The following is a 23,764-nucleotide window of genomic DNA, read 5'->3' on the forward strand; positions in this document are numbered from 1 at the left end:
GCAATATCCCGCCTCACGCTTCGATACAACACATCCTAATCGGCTGCTATTCCATGGCTTCCCAGCTTGGATGCGCTGCACCGGCACGGGTTGGGTAAAACCGGGTGCAGCCTTCACCCCGGCGCTGGGGCGACTGCGCGCATCGTGGTACTCAGCGGCGCAATCGTTCACGCAAGGGCGTCAGGAACGCTGTGAGCTCGTCGCTGCGCATGAGCAGCAGCAGGCCGAAGTAGCTCGCGGCCATGATCATACCGATCAGAGCCATGGAGACCATCGCCGAGAGCCTCGAGGACACCGCGAAGCCATTCTCGACACCGCCCCCCAGGATCACCATGAGGGTCAGACCCGCAGCCAATGGAATGATGACGGCGACCAGGTATTTCACCAGGCTGCGAAGAATACGGCGCCCGTCGATACCGTGCATTCGACGGCGCAGGAGCAGCGCGGCCAGAATGGCCTGCAGCGTGCCGGTCACAGTGATTGAACCGGCGATGCCCACGGCAATCCAGTCTGTTGGCAGCCACGCGCATGCCACCACGGCGCAGACCAGCAGAACGACCTGGAACAGGGTGAAAAAAAACGGTGTGCGTGTGTCGCCGAGAGCATAAAAAGTTCGTTGCACAACGAACAACACGCAGAACGGCACGAGTCCCAGAATGAACGCAATGATGACGTTGCCGATCGATTGCACCTGGTCGAATGGTGCCACGAAGACGGCAGCGAAAGGGTAGGCGCAGACCGCAATGACGGCCGCAGCGAGCACGATCACCAACGACGTTCCCCGAATCGCGCTCGAGGCATCCGTTTTTACCAGAGTCCAATTACCGCGTGCGGCATGTTCGCTCATGCGGGTGAAGTAGGCCGTCGCGACCGACACCGTGATCACTGAGTGCGGCAGCATGAAGATCAGCCAGGCGGTGGCGAGAACGGCAACGGATGCCTTACCGTGTGCCAGCGTCACGACTTGCGTTTCGACGATGCCCGCGAAAGTGGTGAGCAGCAGCATGCCGAAGGTCCAGCTCGCCATTTTTCCTGCGGCCCCGAGACCGACGCCGCGAAAGTGGAAGTCCGGGCGATAGCGCAAACCGATGCGATGCCAAAAATAGAACAGCACGACGGCCTGGGTGATCACGCCGAGGGTGGCGCTGCCTCCCAGCACAGCGACCATGGCCGATGTGATCTCGGCAGCCGAACGATCACCGAATGGGTCGGGGCGAAACAGCGTCGCGAAAACGACCAGGCCGGCGATGGCTACGAGGTTGTTGAGCACCGGCACCCACGTGAATGGTCCGAAGGATTTGCGGGCGTTGAGGACTTCGCCCAGCAGCGTGTAGAGGCCATAGAAGAACATTTGCGGAAGGCACCAGTAGGCGAATGCCACGGCCAGCGCCTTCTCGTTCTGTGGCAGGTTCAAGCCGATGAACCCGGTGATGATCGGGGCCAACAGGGTAGCCGCGAGGGTCGTCGCACACAGCACGACCAAAGCCAGCGTGAGCAGTTTGTTGATGTACGCCGTGCCGCCGTCGGCGTGCAGGCTGGCCCGAACGATTTGCGGAACCAGAACGGCCGTCAGGATTCCGCCGGCGACGATCACATAGATCGTATTCGGCAGCTGATTGGCGATCGCGAAAGTGTCGGCAGCGGCGCCGAACTGGCCGATTATGGCGGCGAGCACGATGACCTTGACGAAGCCGAGAATGCGCGACACGATCGTGCCCGAGGCCAGGAACGCACTCGCTCGACCGATTCCGCCGGTTCCGGTCACGGTGTCAGACATCGGATTTTTCCTCCGGCAACACCTTGTCGCCTGCAGGAGCGGATTCCTCACCGGCGCGTTCCCGGCGCCGGCGCACGATGTTACGCCAGATGCCGAAACCGAAGAAGGCGACCACGAGGACCGCGAAGATGCTGGCGCCGACTCCTTCCCAGTCGGCGCGCACGCTGACGTCGATGGGGGCCGGCTGGCCCAGCGGAGTGCCGTTCAGGGTGAATAAAGTGACTCGCAAGACGACGTCGCCATTACCGACGGCAGCGCTGACCGGCACGGAAACCGCCTGTGCGGAGTTGGGCTGAATAATAGTCTCGAGGGTGTCACCGACAACGAGTCGACCGTTGGAGGGCACAATCTCCGCGCGCACGGTGACGGCTTGGTCCAAAGCGTTATTGAGCGTGATGCGGAGGTCGACCTTGCTGCCCACCACAATAATCGGTCCACGGGTGGTGACGGTCACGGCGTGAATCAGGTCGAAGGAAGCAGCAAGGCTCGCCTGGACCTGCATATCCCAGGCCGCTGTCTGCGAAGCCCAGGTCGTGTCCAGAAGGGCCAGCAAATTCAGTCGTGCCGGCGCGGTGAACGCGATAGGGTCGGCCAAAATGGTGGCGAATTCAGCGATCGCCCCCTCGCGCTGCAACAGGGAGCGGGCGAGCGTGACCCGGTTGCTGTCAATGGCCTGGTCGTGAAACGTCACCGTGGTGGCCGGGGCGGAGTTCACGGCTGACTGCAGCGGAGCCGCGTTCGACCAAGCCGTAGAATCGAGCGCCGCGAGGGTCTGAGCGATCCGGGTCGCACTCGCCGGGCTGCTGCGATCGAAAGTGACCAACATCGTGCGTGCCGCGTTGGGGTTCTCCGCAGACACGATCGCCAAAAGCGAAGCAGCTTCGGAGATGTTGACCCGCCACTCGTCCTCGGTCGTTGCCTCGGCGGCGGCACGGACGGCGGTCGAGAGCACGGAGTCACTGACGAGGGCCAGCCCGCCCGGAAGAGTGAACGCGGCGTTCGGGGTGAAGACGTCGGATTGTTCGACGTTGCCGCTGGAGAGGATGGTCGTGGTTTGGCCGCTCGCGGCAAACACGCCGAGGTCGGTGCGCGCAACGTGCCCGGCGACCGGCCACCCGATCGCGGTGCTCGTGTAATCCCACGCCAACAGGTCACTGGTCGAGGGAATGACCGTTGCACCGGGTTCCAATGTCGGAGTCGGGGTGGGCGTTGGGGAGGGGGCAGTTGTGGCCCTGTTACGGGACGTGATGCTGGGCACATCGGTCGGTCTGGTCGTGGGTTCAGGGAGTGGTGCGGCCGAGGGCACGACAAACAGATTGGCGTCAATCGCCGACAGGAAAGAGGTTGGCGCGAGCAGCGTCGTGGCTCCGGCCTGCGCTTGCAACGCGATGTCAGCATCCGCGTAACCGAGTGGAAAAATGTCATTGCTCGCCCCGGCCAGGCGGTCGAGCCAAGCCACGGCCGACGCCGGAGCTGCGGTGCCGAGCACGCGAATCGAGGCGATGATCTGCGGATCAAGGGCGATCGTTGCCGTAGGGGTATCTATGGCGGCATCCAGTTGGCGAGAGAGCAGACCGACCGAGCTTGTGTACGCCTCGAGCGCCTTCGAGGTGATCAGGCCGGTCGCGCTTTCCGGGGTCGTGATCGGCAAGATGGAAGCCAGCTCGACCGGGGTGATGGCGCTGCCCTGCGACCAGACAAATGTGCCGCGGCCCTGCGCCTGAATTACGTCAGCCACAGTGAGGATCGCGGCGAGCCCACGGGATCCCCATGCGTTTCGGTCGGTCAATCCAATGGCCTCGGCCGGAACCGTGATGCTGAGGTTCGTGCTGGCACGAGCCGGAATAACTTCTGTCGTTGGCACGCTCACCAGTTGGTCGCCGGAGTTTGTGTCCTCATTGGGCCGCAGCCAGCTATCGAGCGCAGCTCGTGTGGTGAGCGCGAGTTGCGCGAGGTACACATCGATGCGGCCGGTCGGAATGTCAGCATCCGTGTTGTTGTGCACGGTCACCGTCAGAATCAGATCCTGGCCTGGCGTCAATTGCGGCGAAGTGGTCGGAGAGACGGTGACGCGAATGGTGTTTTCGGGGGTTGCGGCGCTCGTGACCATGCTGTTCTCCGTGTTGGAGTGGGCCACTGGAAGAGAGAACGTCGGTGCCAAAATCAGGGCGGCCAAGGTGAGCAATCCTGCCAGAAACGCCGTGATCGAAAGCAATCCCCGATGACCTAACCCGCGTCCGGCCGGGCGCACGGCAGCGCACGCGGCAACCGTTAGCGCGGGCCGATGCGCGGGATCTGACTCGGCCACCATAAGGGGATTCTACGGCGTACCGACCTAGAGCGGCCTGCACCGCGACTGCGCGCCCCAGGATGCCAACTAATATGGGGCTTATGCAGAGCGTCGCGGCAGCCCTCGCACGACTGGGCGACCTGGCTGCCACTCCCACGGTATCCCGTCTGGCGAACGCATTTGCGTTGGCCGGCCATGAACTCGCTCTGGTCGGTGGTCCGGTGCGCGATGCGTTCCTTGATCGTCCACTGCACGACCTGGATTTCACCACGGATGCAACCCCCGACCAGATCCTCGCGCTCGTCAAGCCACTGTCGGAAGCGCAGTGGGACATCGGCCGGGCATACGGCACGATCGGTGCCAGCCTGGCCGGCGAGACCGTGGAAATCACCACCTATCGAGCCGACAGCTACGACGGCACCACCCGCAAGCCCGACGTCGTGTTCGGACGCCACCTGGAAGCCGACTTGCTGCGCCGCGACTTCACCGTCAACGCGATGGCATTGCGCCTGCCCCAGTTGACGCTCGTCGATCCGGCCGGCGGCATCGACGACCTGCTGGCCAAACGACTGCGCACCCCGAGCACTCCGGAGGTTTCTTTCGGAGACGACCCGCTGCGGATGCTGCGCGCGGCTCGGTTCACCGGGCAGCTGGGTTTCACGCTGGACCTTGACACCGCGCTGGCCATGGAGAAGATGCGGGAGAGCATTCGTATCGTGTCGGCCGAACGCATCGGTGACGAACTGTCGAAACTGTTGGTCTCGAAGGACCCACGCGCCGGCATCGAAGTGCTCATGGAGTCGGGCCTGGCCGAGATCGTGCTCCCCGAGATTCCCGGGCTGCAATTGGAGATCGACGAGCACCACCATCACAAGGACGTGTACCAGCACAGCCTCACCGTGCTGGAGCAGGCCATGGGCTATGAGAAATCACGCGGCAACCTTGAGGCTCCCGACCTGATTGTGCGCCTCGCCGCGCTGCTGCACGACATCGGCAAGCCGGCCACCCGCAAACTCGAACCGGGTGGAGTGGTGAGCTTCTATCACCACGACGTGGTCGGGGCGAAGCTGGCGAAGAAGCGACTGCGCGCCCTGCGCTTCGACAATGACACCATCAACGCTGTCGCTCGCTTGATCGAGTTGCACCTGCGCTTCTTCGGCTACACCGAGGGAGCCTGGACCGACTCTGCCGTCCGCCGATATGTGCGCGACGCTGGGGATCAGCTGGAACGGCTGCACATTCTCACCCGTGCCGACGTCACGACCCGCAACCGGCGCAAGGCCGACCGGCTCGGTTTCGCGTACGACGACCTGGAACAGCGTATTGCCGCGCTGAACGAGCAGGAAGAGCTCGGCGCCGTGCGCCCCGACCTCGACGGTGAACAGATCATGGTCGTGCTTGGCGTGAAACCGGGGCGCGAGGTGGGCGAGGCCTATCGTTATCTGCTCGAGCAACGACTTGATGACGGCCCGCTGGGTGAGGAAGAAGCCACCCGCCGTTTGACTCACTGGTGGGCGGAGCGTGTCCAGTAAAGGCAGCCTGCGTCGACGCAGTGCGATCACCGGCTATGCCCTGCTCGCGCCCAGTCTGTTCGGCGTAGTCTGCTTTCTCCTGCTGCCGGTGCTCGTCGTGCTCTGGCTCAGCTTTCAGAGCTGGGACCTGATCGGCCCGATCACCTTCGTCGGTCTCGAGAACTACCGATCCGTTCTCAGTGACGGTGTCTTTGGAAATTCACTGCTGGTAACGCTCATCTTTGTCGCGCTCGTGGTCCCGATTCAAACCCTGATCGGACTCGCCGCGGCCACTCTGCTTACGCGCGGTCTGCCGGGGTCGGCCTGGTTTCGCACCGTCTATGTACTGCCGTGGATTTGCGCACCACTCGCTCTCGGAGTGGTGTGGAAATGGATCCTCGCGCCCACTGACGGGGCACTCAACACCCTGCTCGGGCAGCGCGTCGAGTGGCTCAGTGACCCCGCACTGGCGCTGCCGGCCGTGGCTGCAGTGGTGATCTGGACCAACGTCGGCTACGTCACCCTGTTCTTCATGGCCGGGCTGCTCAACATTCCCGGGCAGATTCTCGAGGCGGCCCGCATCGACGGGGCCGGCGCGGCCAAGATGTTCTGGCACATCAAGCTGCCCCTATTGCGTCCAACGATGTTCTTTGTGTTGGTCACCACCGTTATTTCGGCCTTTCAGGTCTTCGACCAGGTGTACGCGCTCACCCAGGGCGGCCCGGCACGATCGACGGATGTTGTGGCCGCGCGCATCTACTACGAAGCTTTCGACGCCTTCGACCTCGGACGCGCGGCCGTCATGGCCGTCGTCCTGCTGGTCATCCTGGTTGTCATCACCCTCGCCCAGCAGCTCTATTTTCGCCGGAGGGTCACCTATGAGATGGACTAAATTCTCCACCACGGCCGCTGTCTACCTGGTGCTGGTCCTTGGCGCCGTATTCACCCTCGGCCCGTTCCTGCTGAGTATCTTGACCGCGTTCAAGACGCGTGGGCAGTTCGCGCAGCAGTCGGCGCTGAGCTGGCCTGACCCGTTCACCCTGGAGAACTTTGCGCTGCTGCTGAACGGTCCGGCCCAATTCGGGCGCGCCATCCTGATTACGGTACTTGCGGCCGTGCTGATTCTGGTCGGGCAGTTGATCTGCTCGATCCTCGCCGCCTATGCCTTCGCCCGGGTCGAGTTTCCCGGTCGCCAGGTGCTGTTCTGGGTGTATCTGTCGACCCTGATGATTCCGCCGGTCGTGCTTGTCGTGCCGCTGTACCTCATGATGACCGAGGCCGGGCTGCGCAACTCGTTTTGGAGTCTCGTGCTGCCATTCGCGTTCGCTTCCCCTTATGCGATTTTTTTGCTGCGCGAATATTTTCGGGGAATTCCCCAGGAACTCATCGATGCTGCCCGGCTCGATGGGGCGAACACGCTCGACGTGTTGGTCGAGATCGTCGTGCCGCTGTCCCACCCGATCATCGCTACCCTGACCCTCATCACAATCGTGAGCCACTGGAACAGTTTCATGTGGCCGCTCGTGGTCACGACCGGTGCCGAATGGCGGGTCGTGACCGTGGCCACAGCCAGCCTGCAAAGCCAGTTCAACGGCAACTGGACACTCGTGATGGCGGCCACCACGCTCGCGCTCGTTCCGCTCCTTGCACTGTTCCTGATGTTCCAGCGCAGCTTCGTGCGGTCGATCACCATCACGGGATCTGCGTAGGCTGGTCCACTGGGGAGGTTCGATCCGTCAACAAAGGACATCATGGCCAAGCGTTCCACCATCATTGCTGCGGGCGCGCTCGCCGTGCTGCTCGTCATCACCGGGGCTGTCGCCGCACTGAATTTCTTCGACTCTGACACGGGAAACACGGCGACAACGGTGACCGTGCGCCTGTGGGACGAACAGGTCGCTGCCGCCTACGAAGAGTCTTTCACCGCCTTCGAACAGGACAATCCCGACATCCATGTCGACGTCGAGATCGTGCCGTGGAACGACTACTTCGAGAAGCTGCGCACCGACGTCGCCGGTGACAGTGCCCCGGACGTGTTCTGGGTCGATGGAGGCAGCTATCCTGCCTATGCCGACGCGGGCGCCCTGCTCGACATTACGACCGCCATTCCAGTGGATGCCCAGGCCGGCTGGGTTCCAGCCGTCGTGGCTCAGTACACCCGGGATGCCACGCTGTGGGGAGTACCGCAGCTGGCCGACCCCGGCATAGCGGTCTATTACAACGCCGACCTGCTCGGTGATGCCGGCCTGAGCGCTGAAGACGTATCTGCGCTCACTTGGGATCCCACCGGGAACACTGACACCCTCATCAGCGTGCTGCAGAAACTCACCAAGGACTACAACGGGAATACGGCCGACAGTGCAGCGTTCGACGGCTCCAACCTCAGCCAATACGGCTACAACGCTGGCTACGACCTGCAGGCGATGGTGCTGAACTATCTGGCCTCCGGTGGCGCCGAGTTCCAGGACGAATCGAATCAGTATGCCTTCGCGTCTGACCCGGGCCTCACGTCATTCCAGTACCTCGTCGATCTCATGAACAAATGGCACGTCGCTCCGTCGGCCGCCGATACAAACACCAACGGCGATTTCAGCCGCGAGCAGTTTCTGCAGGGCAAGATGGCCCTGTTCCAGAGCGGGGTGTACAACCTCGCCAATGTGAGTGCAGGGGCGAACTTCGACTGGGGCATCGTGCGACTTCCCAGCGGTCCCGCCGGCGCGATCAGCGGAGTCGATGGCATTGCTGCTGCCGGAAATGCTTCATCGGAGCACCCGGCGGAAACTCAGCGAGTGTTGGAATGGCTCGGGAGCGCTGCCGGCTCCGAATACATCGGCGCGTCCGGCGCAGCGTCTCCGGCCGTGCTGGCCGCGCAGCCGGCATACGCTGCTTACTGGGCCGCCGAGAAGGTCGACATCAGCCCGTTCTACGACGTTTTGGCTGCCGGAACGGCGCCGGCGCCGCGCGGGGCTGGCTGGCCGGCCGCCGAGAACGCCATGCGGCCACTGCTTGACGAGGTCTTCCTCGGTCGCATCCCGGTGCACCAGGGCGTGCTCGCCGCCCAGAACGCGGCAAACGCGACTCTGACCGAGTAGACCGGCGGATCAACTGGCGCAACGAGTCGGTATCCGGTAGTCTGGGCAGGTTGCCTGCGTGCCGGATTCCTGGCCTCCGCGTTCAGCACATGCACAACCCTCCTGTTACAGAAAGTCTGTAGCCGTTTTAGTCCGAAGGAGGTGGGTTAGTCATGCATCAGTACGAACTAATGGTTATCCTCGATCCCGAGATCGATGAGCGCACCGTAGCTCCCAGCCTTGACAAGTTCCTCAACGTTGTTCGCAACGATGGTGGAACCATTGACAAGGTTGATGTCTGGGGTCGTCGTCGTCTCGCATACGAGATCAACAAGAAGACCGAAGGCATTTATGCCGTCGTCGACTTCACCGCGAACGCCTCAGCCACGGTCGAGCTCGACCGCCAGCTGAGCCTGTCCGAGGCAGTCATGCGCACCAAGGTGCTCCGCGCCGAAGAGGGCATTGCCCAGGTCGTCGTCGCTACCAAGCTGGCCGCAGAGAAGGCTGCCCGCAAGGCTGCCAACCCCAAGGTCATCGCGGCCAAGGCTGAAGCTGCTGCCGCAGCCGCTGCCGCTCCGGCGGCCAAGGTTGCTGCTGCTGCTGCGAAGCCTGTCGTCGCCGATGCAGTCGAGGCTTCGGCCGCTGCTGCTCCGGTTGCCGCCAAGGTCGACGCGTCCACTCCGGTTGCTGCCGCCTCCACCGCGGTCCCCTCCGCGAAGGTTGCTGCCGCCAAGCCTGCTGCTGCCAGGGCCACTCCGGCTCCGGCCGCTGTTGCCGACAAGGCAAGCGACAAGTAGCCCATGGCCGGCGAGACCGTAATCACCGTGGTGGGAAACCTCACCAGCGACCCGGAACTGCGTTACACGCAGAACGGGCTGGCGGTTGCCAACTTCACCATCGCTTCCACTCCGCGCACATTCGATCGTGCGGCTAACGAGTGGAAAGATGGCGATGCGCTGTTTTTGCGTGCGAGCGTTTGGCGTGAATTCGCCGAGCACGTGGCGGGTTCACTGACCAAGGGGTCGCGTGTCATCGCTTCCGGGCGTCTCAAGCAGCGTTCGTACGAGACGAAGGAAGGTGAAAAGCGCACGAGCATGGAGCTCGAGATCGACGAAATTGGTCCCTCTCTGCGCTACGCCACCGCTTCCCTCACTCGCGCGCAGTCGTCCGGCCCCCGCAGCGGCGCTCCCGCTGTTGGTGGTCAGGGCAACGATGAGCCGTGGGCACCCAGCGCCCCCGCCAAGGCGGCTGCGCCCGCAGCGTCCGGTGGAGACGTCTGGAACAGTCCAGGCAACTTCAGCGACGAGACCCCCTTCTAAGCCACGCCTGGCGCGTAGCTAACATCTTTTTTGAGAAAGTAAGGAAATCATGGCTGGAAAGTCGAGCGGCGACCGCCGCAAGCCGCTTCGCGGAGCTAAGGGTGGCAAGAACGCCGCTCCCGCGAAGTCGATTCGGGTTGGTGTCATCGATTACAAAGATGTCCCCACCCTGCGCAAGTTCATCTCCGAGCGTGGAAAGATCCGCGCCCGCCGCATCACAGGCGTCTCCGTCCAGGAACAGCGCCTCATCGCCCGTGCCGTCAAGAACGCTCGCGAAATGGCTTTGCTGCCCTACGCAGGCTCAGGCCGGTAAGGAAACCAAATGTCGAAATTGATTCTGACGCATGAGGTCTCCGGCCTCGGTGCACCCGGCGACGTCGTAGACGTCAAGAACGGGTTTGCTCGTAACTATCTCGTTCCCAAGGGTTTCGCTGTTGCGTGGACCCGTGGTGGCGAGAAGCAGATCGAGCAGATCAAGGCCGCCCGCGCAGCGCGCGAGCACGCCACCTTCGAAGAGGCCGAGGCACTCAAGGTCAAGCTTGAGAACACCAAGGTCACCCTGGTCGTCAAGGCCGGCGCCGGCGGGCGTCTGTTCGGTTCGGTCAAGACCACGGATGTGGCTAACGCCGTCGCAGCCGCTGGCCTCGGTACGGTCGACAAGCGCAAGATCGAACTCACCGCGATCAAGCTGACCGGTGAGCACACGGCAACGGTTCGTCTTCGTGACGAGCTCAGCGCCACGATCACCCTCGTGGTCGTCGCCGCCAAGTAACAACGCACCTCGGTGGGTCCGGTGCTGTACGGCCGGCAGCTTTCACCTACTCCCGTAGCGGGGGATTCCTCAAGGAATCCCCCGCTACGGGGCGTTAACGATCGTTTTTGGGGATTGACCCGCTGCTTTTGTGCACAGGTGAGCATTCGTATCGGCAAGGTTCAAGGGTTTATTGAAGGTACTTTACTCACAGCCATGTGAGTAATTAAAAAGCCTGATCAAAGTAGTTTTATTCGGCAAATTTTAATATTTGTCCACAGGTGAGTGCACAGGTTCTGCACAATCTCCACGGCGTTTCGCGCAGATTATCCACAAGGTTATCCACAGGGGGGTTTGTGGCGGGTGCCGCTGGCTCTTTAGGGTAATTCAGTGTCGGCATCTCGCTCAGGCTGGTGTGTCCCGTCTCGTGTCGGTGGGCCCTGATACACCTATGAGAACGACAGAGAAAGAGGTGCCGAGTGTCAATCGCTCACCTGGGCCTGGCAAATCAGCCAGCGTCAAATGAGTACGGTTTGTCAGCGAGTGGTGGACCCGGTCGCAACGAGCGTTCCGCTGAAGCCTGGAAGTCGGAGCGAGCACTGCCCCACGATCTCCTCGCAGAACAGAGCGCCCTCGGTGGCATGATGCTCAGCAAAGACGCTGTTGCCGACGTTGTCGAGACCGTGCGGGGCGGCGACTTCTACATCCCCAAGCACGAGATCATCTTCGACGCCATTCTCTCGCTCTACGCCCAAGGCGAGCCGACCGACGTGATCACCGTCACCGATGAGCTCACCAAAGTCGGTGAACTTTCGCGGGCCGGCGGCGCGGACTACCTGCACACCCTGACGAGCCTGGTGCCCACCGCTGCCAATGCGGGGTTCTACTCGACCATCGTGGCCGAACGAGCGCTGCTGCGCCGTCTGGTCGAGGCTGGCACCCGTATTGCCCAGATGGGCTACGCCGCAGAAGGGGAGGTTCTCGACCTCGTCAACACCGCGCAGGCCGAAATCTATGCCGTCACCGGGGGGACCCAGACGGAGGACTACGTTCCGCTCACCGATGCTGTGACGGCGGCGATCGAAGAAATCGAGGCCGCCAAGCTCAAAGACGGCCAGATGAGCGGCGTCCCCACGGGGTTTGCCGACCTCGATGAACTGACCAACGGATTCCACGGTGGCCAGCTCATCATCGTGGCGGCTCGTCCGGCGTTGGGTAAGTCCACCCTCGCCCTCGACTTTGCACGCTCGGCGTCCATCCACCACAATATGCCGAGCATCTTCTTCTCACTCGAAATGGGGCGCAGCGAAATTGCGATGCGCCTGCTCGCGGCGGAAGCTTCCGTTCCTCTCCAGAGCATGCGCAAAGGAACCGTTGAGGCGCGCGATTGGACCACGATTGCCGCTACACGCGGCCGCATCAACGACGCACCGCTCTACATCGACGACAGCCCGAACATGACCCTGGTCGAGATCCGCGCCAAGTGCCGCAGACTCAAGCAGCGGGTCGGTCTCAAGATGGTCATCATCGACTATCTGCAACTGATGACCAGTGGCAAGAAAGTCGAGTCACGCCAGCAAGAGGTCAGCGAGTTTTCGCGCGCTCTCAAGCTGCTCGCCAAAGAGCTGCAGGTTCCGGTGATTGCGTTATCCCAGCTCAACCGTGGGCCAGAGCAGCGCGCTGACAAGATGCCGGCCATTTCTGACCTTCGTGAGTCGGGTTCACTCGAGCAGGATGCCGACATGGTTATTTTGCTTCATCGCGAAAGCGCCTACGAGAAAGACAACCCGCGTGCCGGCGAGGCCGACCTCATCGTGGCCAAGCACCGTAACGGCCCGACGCGCACCGTCACGGTTGCCTTTCACGGACACTACTCACGCTTCGCCGACATGGTGGCGGGCGGGTAGTTCGCACCGCGCTCGGGGCATCAGCACGTGCAGCCCGCTCGCAGATCTGGGCGGTGTCGCCGCGTAGACTAGAACTGTCCAACCTTGCAACGAAAGAGGTCGTGCGTGGCGAACGCGCAGGTACCATCAAGCGTCGGGCCCCGCTATTGGGCCGTGCCCGTCGGGCGCGCCATGATCGCAGTCATCCCAGCCATCATCATCACATTCAACCGCGATCACTCCGCGCAGCTGGGTCTCATCGTTTTCGGCGCATTCGCCCTGGCGAGCGGCCTGCTTCTCGTGCTGGTCGGGCCTCGCTCCCTGACCGTTACCACCGACCGCAGCCTGTTTCTCATTCATGGCGTCGTGAGCATGATTGCTGGGGCGCTGGCCCTCGGTTTCCACACGGGTGGACACGGGCTTTTTCTCTTCGTCGTGAGCGTCTGGGGAGCCGTCACTGGTCTGCTCGAAATCTATGCCGGCATCCGGGTGCGCTCACGTCCCCTGCCCGCCAAGGACTGGCTCTTCACCGGCATCGGCGCAGCGGTACTCGCCCTGCTCCTTCTACTGCTTCCGCCCAACCCGGTTGTCTCGGTCGGGTTGTTCGGCGCCTACCTGGTCTTTCTCGTTGTATTCCTGCCGATTGCCGGGCTGTCCCTCAAAGGGGATTCTCCGCGACAGCGTTCTGATGCCACGGCACCAGCAGACGCCGCCCCCGCGAACACCGCAACCAATGATTTGGACTCCCTGTGACCAAAAAGACTCCTGGTACCCCCGACCCGGCGCACCAGCCGAGCCGTTCTGATCGGTTGAAGCCGGTCGAATTGCTTGCAATCTCTGCCGGGATGGCCCTCTTCGTCGGGTTGACCATTCTCGGGACCACACGCGAACTCATACTCTCCGTCATCGGGCTCGGTGTGACGTTTATCGTGGCGCTCGTGGTGATCGCGATGCTCGTGCTCGGTATGAAACCGAACGCGTCGGAGCAAAGTGACCTTGATGAGCAAAACGGCCACTAGCCAACGTGCGGCTACACAAGAGCACCGTCATCGGTTTCGATGACGGTGCTCTTGTGTAGCCGGCGGCTGATCAGGGCAGATAATCAACCAAGGTGTCGGAGAGACCGACGTAGGTGGCCGGGGTCAGGGCCAGGAGCCGGGCCTTGGCCGCGGCGCCGATGTCGAGGGCTGACACGAACTCGGCGAGGTCGGCGCTCGTGATGCGCTTACCGCGGGTCAGCTCCTTGAGCAGCGCGTATGGGTCTTCAATCGATGAGCGCCCCGCCGAGACCTCGGCACGAATCACGGTCTGAATCGCCTCTCCCAGAATTTCCCAGTTGGAGTCGAGGTCGCTAGCGAGAAGCGCACGGTCAATATCAATCTCGCCCAGGCCCCGCAGAATGTTATCAAGCGCGAGCAATGAATGCCCAAAGCCGACACCGATATTGCGCTGGGTGGTCGAGTCGGTGAGGTCACGCTGCAGGCGGCTGGTCACGAGAGTCGCCGCGAGCGAGTCCAGGATGGCGCAGGACAGTTCGAGGTTGGCCTCCGCGTTTTCGAATCGAATCGGATTGATCTTGTGCGGCATCGTGGAAGAACCGGTGGCGCCAACCTGGGGGATCTGGCGGAAGTAGCCAATAGAAATATAGGTCCAGATGTCGGTGGCCAGGTTGTGCAGAATGCGGTTCGCGTGGGACGTGCGCGAATACAGCTCGGCCTGCCAGTCATGCGATTCGATCTGGGTCGTGAGTGGGTTCCACCCGAGACCAAGGCCCTCGACGAACTCGCGTGACAGCGCAGGCCAGTCGACAGAGGGCTCCGCAGTCACGTGCGCGGCGAAGGTTCCGGTAGCGCCGCTGAACTTGCCCAAATACTCACCGGCATTGATCTGACGCACGATGCGCTCGAGCCGGTAAACGAACACAGCAAGTTCTTTTCCCATGGTTGTCGGCGTCGCGGGCTGTCCATGGGTGCGCGCCAGCATTGCATCCGCTCGAAATTCGAGCGCGTTTCTACGCAGCGCATCAATGACCAAGCTCAGCTTAGGTAGCCAGACGGTCTGGACGGCGTCACGAACGGTCAGGGCGTAGGAGAGGTTATTGATGTCTTCGCTGGTGGCGGCAAAATGGGTGAGTTCGCTGATGTGACCGAGGCCTAGCGTTCCCAGGCGTCGACGAACGAGGTATTCGACGGCCTTGACGTCGTGACGGGTGGTCGCCTCAAGCGTGGCCAGTTCGTCAATCTCGGCCTGACCGAAGTCGGTCACGAGGGAGCGCAGGGCGAGTTTCTGTTGGGTGTTGAGGGGCGCGGAACCAAACAGACTGCGGTCGGTGAGGGTGATCAGCCACTCCACCTCGACGCGCACACGGGCGCGGTTGAGACCGGCCTCGGACAGGAACTCGCCCAGATCGGAAACGGCGGCTCGATAGCGGCCATCTAGTGGGCTCAAAACCTGTACGGGTAGGTGACTCATTGGACTCCCTGTCGAATTGCGGGTGCAAGTTGTTTCACAAGTGCGTGACTTGCCCTCTCAATCATGCCCAATACGGCGTCAAACAACGCATCGTCGGAATAGTACGGGTCTGGCACGTCGAACAGGGCGGCCTGCTCGGCGTCAAAGCTCAGCAGCAGGCGCACCTTGGAGCGATCGCGATCCTCCAGTGCCCAGTTACGCAGGATGCGCTCCTGGCTGCGGTCGAGGACGACGACAAGGTCGTGCTCAGCGAACCACAGCGGGTCAAACTGTCGGGCCCGATGGTGGCTGCCGTCGTAGCCGCGCTTGGCCAGGGCCGTGATCGTGCGACCGTCGGCTTGCTCACCCACGTGCCAGTCTCCGGTCCCAGCTGAACTGCTCGCGATGAGACGACCAAGACCAAGCTTCGTGACGAGGTCGCGAAGCACGACCTCGGCCATGGGCGATCGGCAGATGTTACCCGTACAGACGAAAATGATTCGAAACGGCGTCGACTCATCGGGGGTGAGAGACGCGAAGGGCATGCCGTCCATTGTGGAGCAGTTTCGTCTTCTCCACACGCCCAGGTTTTGGTGTCTGTGCACAGATTGCGCGCGGGTCAGCCGGCAGAATCGCTCATTCTGCGACGATCATCCCTGACGAGGAGGTGTCATGGACGGTGTGGAGATGCTGTTGCACGGTCAGAGTCGTTCTGAACGTCTGGCCATGTTGCGCACCCAGCGGGATCTTCTCTTTGCGCTGTACGCAGATATAACAGCGGGCCGTCGACACCTGAGCATGCTCGACCCCAGTGATGTCTGGAGTTCGCGCTCGCAGCGCGAATACTCGTGCCGTGTGGCCGAAATGCTCGGAGACGTCGATGTGGTTTTGCACTATCTCGATGAGGCGCTCGCCAGTGTTCGAAGTCACATTCACGAGGAGGAGCAGATGTGTCGAGCGTGAGTGATGGCTTGGAAGACGGTGACCTGGTTGTCTCGGTGGGTGGCACCGCCATCGTGGCAACGGATGCCATTCTGGCTCAGTCCCAATTCGTGGACGCACTCCACGACGATGCCGCCGACTGGGCTAACCGCGCCTATCGCATTCGAAATTTGGATCCGATGTGGCCGGCGAACTGGCTTGGACAGGATCCCTGGCCGGATCTTCTGCAGGCGGCCGGCAGGCTCCAGCAACTCGCGACGCTGTGTTCGGACGTCGCGAGTTATCTCCGGGCAGCAGCCCGAAATTATGGCTATGCGGAGCGGCTGGCGCAAAAACTCGCGCTGCTTAGTGCCGCAGACATGGCTCACGGTCTTGGCAGTCTTGTTCGTGCCTGTTTGTTGGCGCTGTACAGCACGCCGGTCGGTGTCGCCCTGACCGGGATTCTCACCCTCGAACTGATGCGCCGTTACGGAACCACGCAATCTCCGTCAGCGGTGCAGAGCGGCTCAGTCGGTGGAGTGCAGATCAGCCCTCGCTTGCTCACCAACCCGGCCGTGGTGATGCTCGTTCGGATAGCGGCCTCATCAATCGACGATGCCGCCGCTGGTCTTGGAGGGATGCCGCGAATTGTTGGTCGTACATTCGGCGATGAGGGATTAGGACTGATCGGCGTTTCCCAGACCGCCCTCGGGGTTGTGGCTGCGGCGCGCGCCCTGGGTCTCCTTCAGGAAGGTCCGGTGACGGCTGCGGCGGTGGGAGCACCAACGCGAGCGACTCCACCAACAGGGGTCGGTGACCTGGCGGCGCGCATACCGCGAGCCGTCCCGGGCAAGCCGCAGGTGCGCATCGAGAAATACGGCACACTTGACAACCCTTCCTGGGCGGTCTACGTCGGTGGAACGGTCGATTGGGACCCTGTCGCGTCGACTGAACCGTGGGACCTCACAGCAAACATTGCTGCGGTTGCCCGTCAGAATGCGGGCTCCTTCTCGGCTGTCATCGACGCTATGAAAGCGGCTGGAATCGCACCGTCCGATCCGGTTGTCCTTGCCGGCCATTCTCAGGGCGGGCTGGTCACGACCCAGGTTGCGGCGTACACCTGGTTCAATGTGCAGGCGGTCGCAACCTTTGGGGCACCCGAATCGAGAGTTCCGGTGCCACCTGGCGTGGCCACGATGACGGTAGAACACACCGATGACGTCGTGACCGCTATAGGCGGCGCTAGCTTGCTCGATTCCGATGATCGACTCCTCGTTCGGCGCGAAGCGTTTGCTGTGCAGGAGCCGCTACCCGGGACTGTGCTGCCTGCTCACGATCTCGATACCTATCAGGAGACGGCGCACATCATTGACGCCTCGCCGGAAGACAACCTCAGCGGCTTTCGTTCCACTGTGACCGGAATCATCGGGAGCGAACCGGGTGAGGCCGTGTTGTGGCGCGGTGTCCGCTTGCCGGGAGGCCCTGCGCAACAGTAGGACGCGTGCGGGTGCGGCCCGATCAGTTGCGCGCGGTGACCGGGCGCAGAATGAGACCGAGCAGCCAGGAAACAATGCCGAGAACGAGTGCGCCAAGCACGCCCCACCAGAAACCGTCGACGATAAGGCCGAACCCCAGAAACCCGGAGAGCCACGCCACCAGCAACAGGAGCAGTCCGTTGACGATGAGTGAGAACAGACCCAGCGTCAAAACGTACAGCGGAAAAGCCACGACACGCAGCACACCGCCGACCACCGTGTTCACGAAGCCGAAGATCAGCGCAAGGAGCAGATAGGTGAGCACGCTGGCACCGACATCCGGCGCGTAAGGCGTGACGTGCACGCCGGTCACGAGCAGTGCGGTGAACCACAGGGCTACCGCGTTGACGATCAGTTGGATCAGAAATCTGGCCATGCCCCACTATCTCACCGGCTCGCGGCGGGCGAAAGTCCGACAAACATTCATTCGTCATCGCGAATATATCCGGGCGTAGACTCACCGAGTGAGCCTCTCAGACCGACCCTCCGTCCGCCTGCGCCCGGAGATTGTCGCCCTCCCGGCCTACAAGCAAGGCAAACCGGCCGATGCCAGTGCCTATAAGCTCTCCAGCAACGAGAACCCGTTCGACCCGCTGCCGGGGGTTATCGCTGCGGTTACGGCCGAAACGGCCTACAACCGGTACCCGGATTCCTCGGCGCTGGTTCTGCGCGAGCACCTCGCCGCCAAGTACAGCATCGGCGTCGATCAGGTGCACATCGGTTCCGGCTCGGTGGCCTTGCTGGCCCAACTTATTCTCGCTGCTGCTGGCCCGGATGATGAAGTGCTTTACTCCTGGCGGTCGTTTGAGGCCTATCCCTCACTCGTAACCGTCGCCGGTGCTGTCAGTGTGCGTGTGCCCAACCGCCCCGATCACGCCCATGACCTGCCCGAAATGGCCGCCGCGATCAGCGACAACACCCGGGTCGTCATCGTGTGCTCACCGAACAACCCCACCGGCACGATCGTGACCAAGGACGAATTCGAGGCTTTCATGGCCGTCGTCCCGACCGACCTGCTGGTCATTCTCGATGAGGCATATATCGAGTTCGTTACCCAAGCGGATGCCGTCAACGGCCCGCCACTGCTGGCCCGCTACCCCAACCTTGTCGTTCTCCGCACCTTTTCAAAGGCCTACGGCCTTGCCGGGCTGCGGGTTGGTTACGCGCTCGGTCCCGTGGACATTCTGAACGCCGCTCGTTCGACTGCGATCCCCCTCTCGGTTACCGCGCAGGCCGCGGCTGCCGCTATCGCCTCCCTCGTGGCCGAGAAAGAGTTGCTTGATCGGGTCCGAGTCATCGCCGCGCGTCGCGATGCGACCTGCCAGGCGCTGATCGACCAGGGCTGGAACATCCCGGTACCCCAAGGCAACTTTCTCTGGCTGCCCACCGGCGCCGAAACAACCAGTATCGCCGAGGCCCTCAGCGAAGCTGGCCTGGTGGTGCGTCCCTTCGCGCTTGAAGGTATTCGGATCTCGATCGGTGAAGAGCAGGCTGTAGCGACACTCTTAGTAATGAGCGCGGATCTTGTCGACGCGCTTCCCGTCGGCCACCCGGCTCGGAAGATAGGTTAGTACGGTGTCAGCCACTCGAAACGAAGCAATTGCGTCACGCATTGCTGCAGCGCCCACACCTTTTGGTCTCGATGGGACCGAGACGTGCGTGCGCATGATTTCTTCGACCGGGGTGTTCGAACCGAGCGCCGCCGCTGAAGAGTTTCTGCCCTACCTCGACCGCCTCACCGAAGCTGACTACCGACGTTTCTATCGGGACATGGTCGTGGTGCGGAAGTTCGACACCGAGGCAGCCAATCTGCAGCGTCAGGGCCAGCTCGCTCTCTGGGTTCCAAGCCACGGCCAGGAGGCCGCGCAGGTGGGATCCGCCTACGCCACCCGGCCGCAGGACCATGTGTTTCCCTCTTATCGGGAGCACGTGGTCGGCATGATCCGTGGCCTTGACGTCGTGGATATTCTGCGGATGCTGCGCGGTGTCACCCTCGGCGGCTGGGTCCCCGAAGAGCACGGAAACTTTCACCTCTATACCCTCGTACTCGCCTCGCAGACCCTGCACTCCACCGGCTATGCCATGGGCATGCAGCTCGACGGTTCGACCGCGACCGGCAACGCAGAGACCGATCAGGCCGTCATTGTCTACTACGGCGACGGAGCATCATCGCAGGGCGACGCCAACGAGGCGCTCGTTTTCGCGGCGAGCTACCAGACGCCACAGGTGTTCTTTCTGCAGAACAACCACTGGGCGATCTCGGTGCCCGTCGCCCGGCAGTCCCGTACGCCGCTGTACCTGCGTGCCGCTGGCTTCGGCATGCCGGGCACCCAGATCGACGGCAATGATGTGCTCGCGAGCTTCGCCGTCACGGCAAAGTCGATGGACGACGCTCGCGCCGGCCACGGCCCGTCGCTGATCGAGGCACTCACCTACCGGGTCGGCGCCCACACGACCGCCGATGATCCGACCAAATACCGCGACCCGGAGGAACTCGCCTACTGGGTGGCCCGCGACCCGATCGTGCGCTTTCGCAGCTACCTGAAGGGCTTGGGCGTCGAGCAGCAATTCCTCGACGACGTCGATGACGAAGCGGCCGATTTCGCCGCCGACGCCCGTCGTCGTGCTCTCGAGATCACCGGTCCGGAGCAATCGGTGATCTTCGACAACGTCTACGCCGAACCGCATCCGCTGGTGGCTGAGCAAAAAGCCTGGCTGGAACGCTACGAAGCATCTTTCGACGAGGGCAAAAACTGATGACCGCTGCACTAGACACGAGCGTGGCTTCCGCTTCGCTACCGATGACCAAGGCTCTGAACGCCGGGCTGCGTCGCGCAATGCTCGACGACCCCAGAGTTCTGCTGATGGGCGAAGACATCGGCCCCCTCGGTGGAGTATTCCGGGTCACCGAGGGCCTCATCGCCGAATTCGGTGACAAGCGGGTGCTCGATACGCCGCTCGCCGAATCCGGCATCATCGGTACGGCAATCGGCCTGGCCATGCGCGGGTTTCGCCCGGTCTGCGAGATTCAGTTCGACGGATTCGTTTTTCCCGGCTTCGACCAGATCACCAGCCAGCTCGCACGCATGCGCAACCGCCACGAGGGCGGGCTCATCATGCCGGTGGTCATCCGTATTCCCTACGGCGGACACATCGGCTCGATTGAGCACCACCAGGAGAGCCCGGAAGCCTACTTCGCGCACACTCCCGGCTTGCGTGTGGTCAGCCCCTCCAATCCACACGATGCCTATTGGATGATGCAGGAGGCCATCGCCAGTGACGACCCGGTGATCTTCTTCGAGCCCAAGAGCCGCTACTGGCCCAAGGGTGAGGTGCGCTTTGATGAAAGCGGAACACCGCTGCACGCCAGTCGCGTCGTTCGGGCCGGCACCGACGTCACCGTCGTCGGTCACGGCGCAATGGTAAGCGTGCTGCTCCAGGCGGCCGAACTCGCCACCGCGGAGGGCATCAGCCTCGAGGTCATCGACCTGCGTTCGATCTCCCCGATCGACTATCGACCGATTCTGGGTTCCGTGCAGAAGACCGGCCGCCTCGTGGTCACCCAGGAGGCGCCCGGCTTCGTGAGTGTCGGCAGTGAGATTGCCGCCACGGTTGCCGAGCGATCGTTCTACACGCTCGAAGCGCCCGTGCTGCGGGTCTCTGGCTTTGACACACCGTTTCCACCGGCCGCCGTCGAGACGCACTTTCTGCCCAGCCCCGATCGGGTGCTGGAAGCTGTCGACCGCGTTCTCGCCTACTGATCATGCTCACTTTTACCAGCAGCAGGAAAGGCACAGTATGAGCGTGTCGAAGTTCACTCTCCCCGATGTCGGCGAAGGCCTGACCGAGGCTGAAATCGTTGAGTGGAAGGTCGCGCCCGGCGACGCCGTGACGATCAACCAGGTTCTGGTCGAGATCGAAACGGCTAAGTCCCTGGTCGAGCTGCCGTCGCCGTTCGTGGGCGTGGTCGCGGAGATTCTGGTCGCGGCGGGCACGACCGTCGACGTGGGTACCCTCATCATCACGATCAATCCCGATGCCAGTTCAGCGGCAGCGGATGCCGCCGACACTGGTTCCGCTGACCAGATGACCGTGGACGCGAGCACCAGCATCATCGACGAAGCCCCGGAACCGGTGCTCGTCGGCCGCGGCGCCGCCGCTACCATGCCGACCCGTCGGCGTCGGCACACCGCCGCGAGCGTCGCCCACGAGACACTCGCGCCAAAAGCCCCGGCGCGCGCGCGCGTCGAGGCTTTGGAACCGACCCGGCGCGCGGCATCCGTTGGACCGGTCATGGCCAAGCCGCCCATTCGTAAACTCGCCAAGGACCTCGGTGTCGACCTCTCCCTCGTCGAAGCGACCGGACCGGTCGGCGACGTGACTCGCGAGGACGTGGTGCGCGGCGCGACCCAGACCAGCGTGTTCCGCAATATTCAGACGCCGGAATGGCCGGTCGATCGCGACGAACACATTCCCGTGAAGGGTGTGCGTAAAGCCATCGCGCAGGCAATGGTGAAGAGCGCTTTCACCGCCCCGCATGTGAGCTTGTTTGTTGACGTCGACGCCACCCGCACCATGGAATTCGTCAAACGACTCAAGGCGTCCACGGACTTCGCCGGCATTCGCGTGTCGCCCCTGTTGATCATGGCCAAGGCCATGATCTGGGCCGTGCGGCGCAACCCCACGGTAAACTCGACCTTCACCGATGAGGAAATCATCGTGCGGCACTACGTGAATCTCGGCATCGCAGCAGCGACCCCGCGCGGGCTGATCGTTCCGAACATCAAAGAAGCGCAGGACATGAGCCTGCTCGAGCTTGCGGCGTCCCTCGAGAAACTCACCATGACCGCGCGCGACGGTAAGACCAGCCCGGCCGAGATGAGCAATGGCACGATCACGATCACCAATATCGGCGTGTTCGGCATGGACACCGGTACTCCCATCCTCAACTCGCCAGAGGCCGGAATCGTGGCCCTCGGCACGATCAAGCAGAAGCCGTGGGTCGTCGATGGTGAGGTGCGAGTTCGGTATGTGACCACGATCGGCGCGAGCTTCGACCATCGCGTCGTCGACGGTGACGTTGCGAGTCGTTTTCTGGCCGACGTCGCGAGCATCATCGAGGAGCCGGCACTGCTGCTCGAATAGGAAGCTCGCCCGCTAATGGTTTTGACAATCATTATCAGCAAGGCTACTGTCGAGGAATGCACACGAGACATTTCGCCGTTCCCGCACTCCTCGCGTCAGCCGCACTAGCCCTCTCGGGATGCTCGGCTGAGACGACCGCGAGGGCCGACGGCGCAGCCAGCGACCTCAAGATCGTCGCCACAACCACCCAGGTCGCCGATTTAACCCGCAACGTGGTCGGCGATGCCAGGGGCGTCGACCTGACCCAACTCATCCAGCCGAACCAGAGCGCGCACAGCTATGACCCGTCCGCGGCCGATCTGACCGCGCTCGGCGCCGCCGACGTGCTCGTGATCAACGGCGTCGGACTTGAAAAGTGGCTCGACGACGCCATAGCCGCATCCGGCTTTGACGGTGTCACGATCGATGCCGATGAGGGCATCACGATCTCCAAGGTCGGGGCGGGAGAGGGTCAGACGAACGACCAGCACGCCGACGAAGAAGCGGATGCCCACGCCGACGTGGCCGCGGATGAGCATGCCCACGAGGGCGGTGATCCGCACATCTGGACGAACGTGCAGAACGCGAAGACAATCGTCGCCACGATCGTCGACGGTCTCACCTCCGCCGACGCAGGCAACGCGGTGACTTTCGAATCCAATGCAACGGCGTACACGGCGCGACTCACTGACCTCGACGAATGGATCCGCACCAACGTCGATACGGTGCCGGAGAGCGAACGACTGCTTGTGAGCAACCACGACTCCCTCGGCTACTTCACCGCGGCGTACCACATTGATTATGTCGGTTCGGTGATTCCAAGCTTCGACGACAACGCCGAGCCGAGCGCCGCCGAGATCGACTCCCTCGTCGCGGCCATCACGGCGACCGGCGTCACGTCCGTCTTCTCCGAGGCATCCCTCAGCCCCAAAACCGCCGAGACGATTGCGACCGAAGCTGGTGTGACCGTCTACTCCGGTGATGATGCGCTCTACGTCGACTCGCTTGGCCCGAATGGAAGCGCTGGCGATACCTACATCAAGGCGCAGCTGCACAATGCCACGCTCATGCTCGAGTCGTGGGGAGTCACGCCCTCTGCACTGCCCGCTGACCTGCAATAGTTAACAC

22 protein-coding genes and 1 pseudogene are annotated in these 23,764 nt (G+C 62.7%); 18 read left to right on the plus strand and 5 right to left on the minus strand.

Annotation, left to right across the window (positions count from 1 at the left end):
* Positions 1-151: 151 nt before the first annotated feature.
* Together murJ and CXY83_RS10490 are read right to left on the minus strand one after the other, a co-directional pair.
* On the minus strand, positions 152-1,777 hold the full coding sequence (murJ, locus tag CXY83_RS10485) for a murein biosynthesis integral membrane protein MurJ (RefSeq protein ID WP_104197292.1): 1,626 nt from the start codon (positions 1,775-1,777) through the stop codon (positions 152-154).
* A complete protein-coding gene (locus CXY83_RS10490; RefSeq protein ID WP_146069910.1) occupies positions 1,770-4,088 on the minus strand; it encodes a DUF6049 family protein in 2,319 nt (772 codons plus the stop codon). The genes murJ and CXY83_RS10490 overlap by 8 nt, the downstream gene beginning before the upstream one ends.
* An 80-nt stretch (positions 4,089-4,168) precedes the next feature.
* On the opposite strand from CXY83_RS10490, the gene CXY83_RS10495 reads away from it, so the two are divergent.
* The 11 genes and pseudogenes from CXY83_RS10495 to CXY83_RS10545 all read left to right on the plus strand — a co-directional run bounded on the left by CXY83_RS10495 (position 4,169) and on the right by CXY83_RS10545 (position 13,624).
* Entirely contained in the window at positions 4,169-5,599 is a 1,431-nt protein-coding gene (locus CXY83_RS10495) for a CCA tRNA nucleotidyltransferase (RefSeq protein WP_104197294.1), read from the plus strand.
* Positions 5,589-6,470 (plus strand): carbohydrate ABC transporter permease, encoded by an 882-nt coding sequence (locus CXY83_RS10500; RefSeq protein WP_104197295.1) that lies wholly within the window; start codon positions 5,589-5,591, stop codon positions 6,468-6,470. Before CXY83_RS10495 ends, CXY83_RS10500 begins: the two co-directional genes overlap by 11 nt.
* Positions 6,457-7,287, plus strand: a complete 831-nt coding sequence (locus tag CXY83_RS10505) for a carbohydrate ABC transporter permease (protein WP_104197296.1) — start codon at positions 6,457-6,459, stop codon at positions 7,285-7,287. Before CXY83_RS10500 ends, CXY83_RS10505 begins: the two co-directional genes overlap by 14 nt.
* Positions 7,288-7,329: 42 nt before the next feature.
* Positions 7,330-8,670 carry a sugar ABC transporter substrate-binding protein gene (locus CXY83_RS10510; RefSeq protein WP_104197297.1) on the plus strand — a complete coding sequence of 447 codons (1,341 nt, stop codon included), beginning with the start codon at positions 7,330-7,332 and terminating at the stop codon, positions 8,668-8,670.
* A gap of 152 nt (positions 8,671-8,822) precedes the next feature.
* A pseudogene (gene rpsF / locus CXY83_RS18145) lies at positions 8,823-9,191 on the plus strand (30S ribosomal protein S6); the annotation flags it as partial.
* A 258-nt stretch (positions 9,192-9,449) separates the two neighbouring features.
* A complete protein-coding gene (locus CXY83_RS10520; RefSeq protein ID WP_104197299.1) occupies positions 9,450-9,968 on the plus strand; it encodes a single-stranded DNA-binding protein in 519 nt (172 codons plus the stop codon).
* Between the two features lie 49 nt (positions 9,969-10,017).
* Entirely contained in the window at positions 10,018-10,281 is a 264-nt protein-coding gene (gene rpsR / locus CXY83_RS10525; protein ID WP_035835236.1) for a 30S ribosomal protein S18, read from the plus strand.
* Between the two features lie 9 nt (positions 10,282-10,290).
* A complete protein-coding gene (rplI, locus tag CXY83_RS10530) occupies positions 10,291-10,740 on the plus strand; it encodes a 50S ribosomal protein L9 (protein ID WP_092110565.1) in 450 nt (149 codons plus the stop codon).
* A gap of 458 nt (positions 10,741-11,198) precedes the next feature.
* On the plus strand, positions 11,199-12,626 hold the full coding sequence (gene dnaB, locus CXY83_RS10535; protein ID WP_369831152.1) for a replicative DNA helicase: 1,428 nt from the start codon (positions 11,199-11,201) through the stop codon (positions 12,624-12,626).
* A gap of 171 nt (positions 12,627-12,797) precedes the next feature.
* Positions 12,798-13,358, plus strand: coding sequence for a hypothetical protein (locus tag CXY83_RS10540; RefSeq protein ID WP_146069911.1), 561 nt, complete (start codon positions 12,798-12,800; stop codon positions 13,356-13,358).
* Positions 13,355-13,624 (plus strand): hypothetical protein, encoded by a 270-nt coding sequence (locus CXY83_RS10545; protein ID WP_104197301.1) that lies wholly within the window; start codon positions 13,355-13,357, stop codon positions 13,622-13,624. Before CXY83_RS10540 ends, CXY83_RS10545 begins: the two co-directional genes overlap by 4 nt.
* Positions 13,625-13,694: 70 nt before the next feature.
* Here the strand turns inward: CXY83_RS10545 and purB are convergent, their stop codons facing one another.
* Together purB and CXY83_RS10555 are read right to left on the minus strand one after the other, a co-directional pair.
* Positions 13,695-15,077 (minus strand): adenylosuccinate lyase, encoded by a 1,383-nt coding sequence (gene purB, locus CXY83_RS10550; RefSeq protein WP_104197302.1) that lies wholly within the window; start codon positions 15,075-15,077, stop codon positions 13,695-13,697.
* On the minus strand, positions 15,074-15,601 hold the full coding sequence (locus CXY83_RS10555; protein WP_104197466.1) for a low molecular weight protein-tyrosine-phosphatase: 528 nt from the start codon (positions 15,599-15,601) through the stop codon (positions 15,074-15,076). Before CXY83_RS10555 ends, purB begins: the two co-directional genes overlap by 4 nt.
* A 127-nt stretch (positions 15,602-15,728) precedes the next feature.
* Between CXY83_RS10555 and CXY83_RS10560 the strand changes: the two genes are divergently transcribed.
* Positions 15,729-16,019 (plus strand): hypothetical protein, encoded by a 291-nt coding sequence (locus CXY83_RS10560; RefSeq protein WP_104197303.1) that lies wholly within the window; start codon positions 15,729-15,731, stop codon positions 16,017-16,019.
* Entirely contained in the window at positions 16,007-17,473 is a 1,467-nt protein-coding gene (locus CXY83_RS10565; protein ID WP_104197304.1) for a hypothetical protein, read from the plus strand. Before CXY83_RS10560 ends, CXY83_RS10565 begins: the two co-directional genes overlap by 13 nt.
* Positions 17,474-17,495: 22 nt before the next feature.
* Here CXY83_RS10565 and CXY83_RS10570 read toward each other — a convergent pair whose 3' ends face one another.
* The gene (locus CXY83_RS10570; RefSeq protein WP_104197305.1) at positions 17,496-17,888 is read right to left on the minus strand and encodes a phage holin family protein; all 393 of its coding nucleotides are present in this window, start codon (positions 17,886-17,888) and stop codon (positions 17,496-17,498) included.
* 88 nt (positions 17,889-17,976) lie between these two features.
* On the opposite strand from CXY83_RS10570, the gene CXY83_RS10575 reads away from it, so the two are divergent.
* The 5 genes from CXY83_RS10575 to CXY83_RS10595 all read left to right on the plus strand — a co-directional run bounded on the left by CXY83_RS10575 (position 17,977) and on the right by CXY83_RS10595 (position 23,757).
* Positions 17,977-19,083 (plus strand): histidinol-phosphate transaminase, encoded by a 1,107-nt coding sequence (locus CXY83_RS10575; protein WP_104197306.1) that lies wholly within the window; start codon positions 17,977-17,979, stop codon positions 19,081-19,083.
* A gap of 94 nt (positions 19,084-19,177) precedes the next feature.
* Positions 19,178-20,269 carry a thiamine pyrophosphate-dependent enzyme gene (locus CXY83_RS10580; RefSeq protein ID WP_104197307.1) on the plus strand — a complete coding sequence of 364 codons (1,092 nt, stop codon included), beginning with the start codon at positions 19,178-19,180 and terminating at the stop codon, positions 20,267-20,269.
* Positions 20,269-21,273, plus strand: coding sequence for an alpha-ketoacid dehydrogenase subunit beta (locus CXY83_RS10585; RefSeq protein WP_104197308.1), 1,005 nt, complete (start codon positions 20,269-20,271; stop codon positions 21,271-21,273). Before CXY83_RS10580 ends, CXY83_RS10585 begins: the two co-directional genes overlap by 1 nt.
* A gap of 37 nt (positions 21,274-21,310) precedes the next feature.
* The gene (locus CXY83_RS10590; RefSeq protein WP_104197309.1) at positions 21,311-22,657 is read left to right on the plus strand and encodes a dihydrolipoamide acetyltransferase family protein; all 1,347 of its coding nucleotides are present in this window, start codon (positions 21,311-21,313) and stop codon (positions 22,655-22,657) included.
* A gap of 56 nt (positions 22,658-22,713) precedes the next feature.
* Positions 22,714-23,757, plus strand: coding sequence for a metal ABC transporter substrate-binding protein (locus CXY83_RS10595; protein ID WP_104197310.1), 1,044 nt, complete (start codon positions 22,714-22,716; stop codon positions 23,755-23,757).
* Positions 23,758-23,764 lie beyond the last annotated feature (7 nt).

The organism is Cryobacterium sp. M15, from assembly GCF_002929675.1.
GTDB classification, from domain to species: Bacteria; Actinomycetota; Actinomycetes; order Actinomycetales; family Microbacteriaceae; genus Cryobacterium; species Cryobacterium lyxosi.